Genomic DNA, 4,743 nt, shown 5'->3' on the forward strand with positions numbered 1-4,743 from the left:
ATCGTCGACATGACCCGATCGTCGACATGACCCCGCTTCCGACCATCGCCGCCTTCGGCGCGGCCGGCGCCGTCCTGGGGGCGCTGGCCCTGTGGTGGGAGCGCGGGCTCGCCATCGTCCTCGAACTCGGGGCGGCCGTCGCCGCCTGCTTCTAGGCGAGCTCGAAAGCCGCCACCATCGGGGCATGGAAGCCGGCCGGGTCGTCGAACCCGGCCCGCGCCGCGTCCGCCTCGTCCGAAAGTTCGGCGTTCAGGATTTCGACGCCGGTGCAGCGCCGGGCCAGCGCCTGCGAGACCAGGATGTGGTCGAGCAGGAGACCGCGGCCGTGGCGCACCGTGAAGCGCCGGTCGGCCGGAACGAGGTGGGCCAGCGATGCCAGCGACCGCGCCGCCAGTGCGGGATTGCCGGTTGCGTCGGTGGGCGCGGCGAGGATGGCGAGCGGCACCTCGCGCTCCTCGGCGTTGAGGTCGCCGGCGACGACGATCCAGGCCTCGGGATCGCGGTCGAAGATCGACTCGATCAGCAGCCGCGCCTCCAGGGCCTGCGCCTGCCGCTTCACCGCCGCCAGGAAATAGCCCTCGGCCCAGCCACCGACGCTCCTCCAGGCGAAGGGGCCGGTCTTGCCGCCCGGCACGGCGACCGCCAGCGGTGCCCGGAGATGGAGGTCGAGCAGGTGCAGGGGCCGCCCGACATCGATCACGACCGCGAGGATCGGGCGTTCGAAGCGCACCGGCTCGCCGTGCTCGCCGGCGAGCCAGCGCCAGTCGACCGGCGGCACCAGGCGATGGGCCACCTGGTCGACGGTCCGGATCGGATGGCGGCTCAGGATCACCAGGTTGTGGATGTCGCGCGGGTAGTCGCCGCCCTCGCTGGTGGTCAGGGCGCGGTGGAAGCCGGCATAGGGGGTGCCGGCCACGAGCCGGTCGAGTGCGGCCAGCGTCCGCGGCCGCTTCGGGGCCTCCTGGGCATTGACCTCCTGCAGGCAGAGAATGTCGGCATCGAGACGGGCCAGCGTCCGGCCGAGGACGGGCAGGCGCCGGTCGAGCGGCAGCGGCCCCTCGTCGTCGAAATTCTCCAGGTTGTAGGTCGCGATCCTGAGCCGCATCGGTCGTCCTCGGGGTTCCGGCCTGGCCGCTTGCTCTCGGCCGGGGCGCGGGGGCACACTCCCGCCCGCTTCGGGAGGAACGAATTTGGCGCACATCGCGGGCGCCGGCGATACCGGGTTCGGCCGGCATGAGGGCCGGACGACGATCGACCTGATGACGGAGGCGGCGACGGTGGCGTTGGCCGACGCCGGCCTGGCAAGGGGCGACATCGACGGGCTCGTCTGCGGCTATTCCACGACCCATCCGCACCTCATGCTGGCGACCGTGTTCGCCGAGCATTTCGGGCTCGAACCGGTCTATGCCCATGCCGTCCAGGCCGGCGGCGCCACCGGCTGCGCCATGACCATGCTCGCCGCCCGCCTGGTCGATGCCGGCCAGTGCCGGCGCATCCTCGTCGTCGGCGCCGAGAACCGGGCGACCGGGCAGAGCCGCGACTCCGCGATCCAGACCCTGGCCCAGGTCGGCCATCCGGATTTCGAGGTGCCCTACGGCGCCACCATCCCGGCCTACTACGCGCTCCTCGCCTCGCGCTACCTGCATGTCCACGGCCTGACCGAGGCCGATCTGGCGGAGTTCGCGGTGCTGATGCGCCGCCACGCGGCGAACTGTCCGGGCGCCCACCAGTCCGCGCCGATCACGGTCGCCGACGTGCTCGCCTCGAAACCGATCGCGAGGCCCCTCAAGCTCCTCGACTGCTGCCCGATCTCCGACGGCGGGGTGGCGCTCGTCGTCCAGCGGGACGAGGGGGCAGCCCGCATCGCCGGCATGGGCCAGGCGCACCGCCACCAGCACATCAGCCACGCCGCCGACCTGACGGTGACGGGCGCCGGCGAGGCGGCGGGCCGCGCCTTCGCCGAGGCCGGCTGCCGGCGCGACGACGTGGACTTCCTCGCGGTCTACGACAGCTTCACGATCACGCTCACCATGCTGCTGGAGGAGATCGGCTTCGCGCCCCGCGGCGGTGCCGCGGGCATGGCGCGCGACGGATCCTTCGGACCGGACGGGCGGCTGCCGCTCAACACCCATGGCGGCCTGCTCGCCTTCGGCCATTGCGGCGTCGGCGGCGGCATGGCGCACGTCGCGGAGGCCTATCGCCAGCTTGCCGGCAAGGCCGGCGCGCGGCAGGTGGCGGGCCGCCGCACCGCCTTCGTTCATGGTGACGGCGGCGTCATGTCGTCCCATGTCAGCCTCGTCCTGAGGGCCGCATGACGGGATCGCTCGCCACCCATTTCTGGGAGGGCTGCGCCGCGGGCGAACTGCGCTGGCGGCGCTGTGCCGCGTGCGGCACGGGCCAGACCTTCCCCCGCGACTTCTGCCCGGCCTGCGGCTCGACCGCGGTCGAATGGCGGCGGGCGGCCGGGACCGGGACCGTCCATGCCGTCACCACCGTCGTCCGGGCGCCCTCCGACGCCTTCCGGGCGCTGGCGCCCTACACGATCGCGCTGGTCGATCTCGACGAGGGCATCCGCATGATGGCGCACGGCGCCGCGGATCTCGCGATCGGCCAGCGCGTCGCCGTCACCTTCTTCGCGCACGACGGGCGGCACCTGCCGCGCTTCGTGCCGGCCTGACCCCGACCTCCTCCAGGAATTCCGATGCCGCTCGACGACTCGCTTCGTGCCGCCCTCGATCCCCGCTCGGTCGCCGTCATCGGCGCCTCGGAAAATCCCAACAAGGTGGGCGGGCGCCCGATCCACTTCCTGTCGAAATTCGGCTTTCGCGGGCAGGTCTACCCGATCAATCCGACCCGGGCCGAGATCCAGGGCTACCGGGCCTACCCCGACCTGGCGGCGGTGCCGGAGGCGCCGGAACTGGTGGTCGTGGCGATCCCGGGCGAGGCCGGCATCCAGGCGGTCGACGCCTGCGCCGAGCGCGGCGTGAAGGTCTGCATCGTCATGGCGTCGGGGTTCGGCGAAACCGGCGAGGCGGGGCTGGCGGCGCAGCGCGCCATGGTGGCGCGGGCGCGGGCCAAGGGGATGCGCATCGTCGGCCCGAACAGCCAGGGCCTCGCCAATTTCGGCACCGGCGCGGTCGCCAACTTCGCCACCATGTTCATCGAGGCGCCGCCGGCCGACGGGCCGGTCGGCATCGTCAGCCAGAGCGGTGCCACCAGCCTCGTCCCCTATGCGCTGCTGCGCGGGCGCGGCATCGGCGTGCGCTACGTCTGCGCGACCGGCAACGATTCCGACCTGACGGCGATCGAACTGGCCGAGGCGATGGTCGCCGATCCCGACCTTCGCCTGCTGCTTCTCTATCTCGAGGGCATGAGCGACGCGCCGCGGCTGGCGTCGCTGGCGGCGGCGGCGCGGGCGCGCGACCTGCCGGTGGTGGCGCTGAAGGCGGGGCGCACCGCGGCCGGGGCGCAGGCCGCGCGCTCGCACACCGGGTCGCTGGCCGGCGAGGACCGGGTCATCGACGCCTTCCTGAAGCGGCACGGCATCTGGCGCGCGACCGACATGCACGACTGGTGCGCGGCGGCCGAACTCTATCTCAAGGGCTGGCGGCCGGAGGGGCGCCGCCTCGTCGCCATCAGCAATTCCGGGGCGAGCTGCGTCATGGCGGCGGACCGCGCGACCGAGCTCGACCTGCCGCTCGGGCGCTTCCAGCCGGAGACGGTGGCGGCGCTGAAGGACGTGCTGCCCGGCTTCGCCACCACCACCAACCCGATCGACGTGACGGCGGCGCTGCTGTCGAACAGCCGCCTCTTCAGCGACATCCTGCCGATCGTCGGCCGCGACCCGGCCGCGGACCTCTTCTTCATCGCGATCCCGGTGGCCGGCGCCGGCTACGACGTCCCCGCCTTCGCGCGCGACACGGCGCAGTTCATGGCCGACACCGGCAAGCCGGTGGCGCTCGGCGTGCCGCAACCCAACATCGCCGCCGTCTTCGCCGCGGCCGGGGTTCCGACCTATCCCAACGAGACGACGGCAATGCGCGCCCTGGCGCAGCTCGCGGCGCACACGGCGATGATGCGGGAACCCCTGCCGACGATGCCGGCGGCGGCACCGGTGGCGGTGCCGCCTGGAACCAGGCCCTTCCTCGGCGAGGCCGACAGCCTCGCGCTGCTGGCGGCGCAGGGCATGCCGGTCGTCGCCCACCGCCTGTGCCGGACCGAGGACGAGGCCCGCGCCGCCTTCGCCGAACTCGGCGGGCCGGTCGCGGTCAAGGCCTGCTCGCCCGACGTGCCGCACAAGTCCGAGCATGGGCTGGTGGCGCTCGGCCTCGCCGATGCCGATGCCGTCGCCGCCGCCTTCCGGGCCCAGATGGCGGGACTGCGCGCCCTCGGTGCCGAGATCGAGGGCGTCATCGTCGCCCGCATGATCAAGGGCCGGCGCGAACTGGTGCTGGGCGCCCGCCTCGACCCGATGGTCGGGCCGGCGGTCCTCGTCGGCGACGGCGGCAAGTATGTCGAGGCGCTGGGCGACGTGGCGGTGCTGGTGCCCCCCTTCACCGCCGACGAGGTGGTGGCGGCGCTGATGGGCCTGCGCATCGCGCCCATCCTGCGCGGCACCCGCGGCGAGCCGGCGCTCGATCTCGCCGCCTATGCCGCGGCCGCCGTGCGGCTCGGCGCCATGATGCTGGCGGCCGGCGGCCGCATCGCCTCGGTCGACCTCAACCCGGTGATGGTGGGGGCGGC

4 protein-coding genes are annotated in these 4,743 nt (G+C 73.5%); 3 read left to right on the top strand and 1 reads right to left on the bottom strand.

Annotated features, from left to right (window positions below; all coding sequences use genetic code 11):
- Nucleotides 1-151 precede the first annotated feature (151 nt).
- Entirely contained in the window at nt 152-1,105 is a 954-nt protein-coding gene (locus ACE3Q3_RS13150; protein ID WP_374446759.1) for an endonuclease/exonuclease/phosphatase family protein, read from the bottom strand.
- Between the two features lie 85 nt (nt 1,106-1,190).
- Between ACE3Q3_RS13150 and ACE3Q3_RS13155 the strand changes: the two genes are divergently transcribed.
- The 3 genes from ACE3Q3_RS13155 to ACE3Q3_RS13165 all read left to right on the top strand — a co-directional run.
- Entirely contained in the window at nt 1,191-2,315 is a 1,125-nt protein-coding gene (locus ACE3Q3_RS13155) for a thiolase family protein (RefSeq protein WP_374446760.1), read from the top strand.
- Complete coding sequence (locus ACE3Q3_RS13160; RefSeq protein ID WP_374446761.1) at nt 2,312-2,677, top strand: Zn-ribbon domain-containing OB-fold protein; 366 nt, start codon at nt 2,312-2,314, stop codon at nt 2,675-2,677. Before ACE3Q3_RS13155 ends, ACE3Q3_RS13160 begins: the two co-directional genes overlap by 4 nt.
- Nucleotides 2,678-2,701: 24 nt before the next feature.
- On the top strand, nt 2,702-4,743 hold a 2,042-nt coding region (locus ACE3Q3_RS13165; protein ID WP_374446763.1), incomplete at its 3' end, for an acetate--CoA ligase family protein.

The sequence above is a fragment of the Allostella sp. genome, from assembly GCF_041913585.1.
In the GTDB taxonomy this organism is placed as follows: domain Bacteria; phylum Pseudomonadota; class Alphaproteobacteria; order ATCC43930; family Allostellaceae; genus Allostella.

Excerpts from the sequence above, each read along its gene's own strand:
- ACE3Q3_RS13150 (WP_374446759.1), bottom strand. The coding sequence starts at position 1,105 with ATGCGGCTCAGGATCGCGACCTACAACCTGGAGAATTTCGACGACGAG.
- ACE3Q3_RS13160 (WP_374446761.1), top strand. The coding sequence starts at position 2,312 with ATGACGGGATCGCTCGCCACCCATTTCTGGGAGGGCTGCGCCGCGGGC.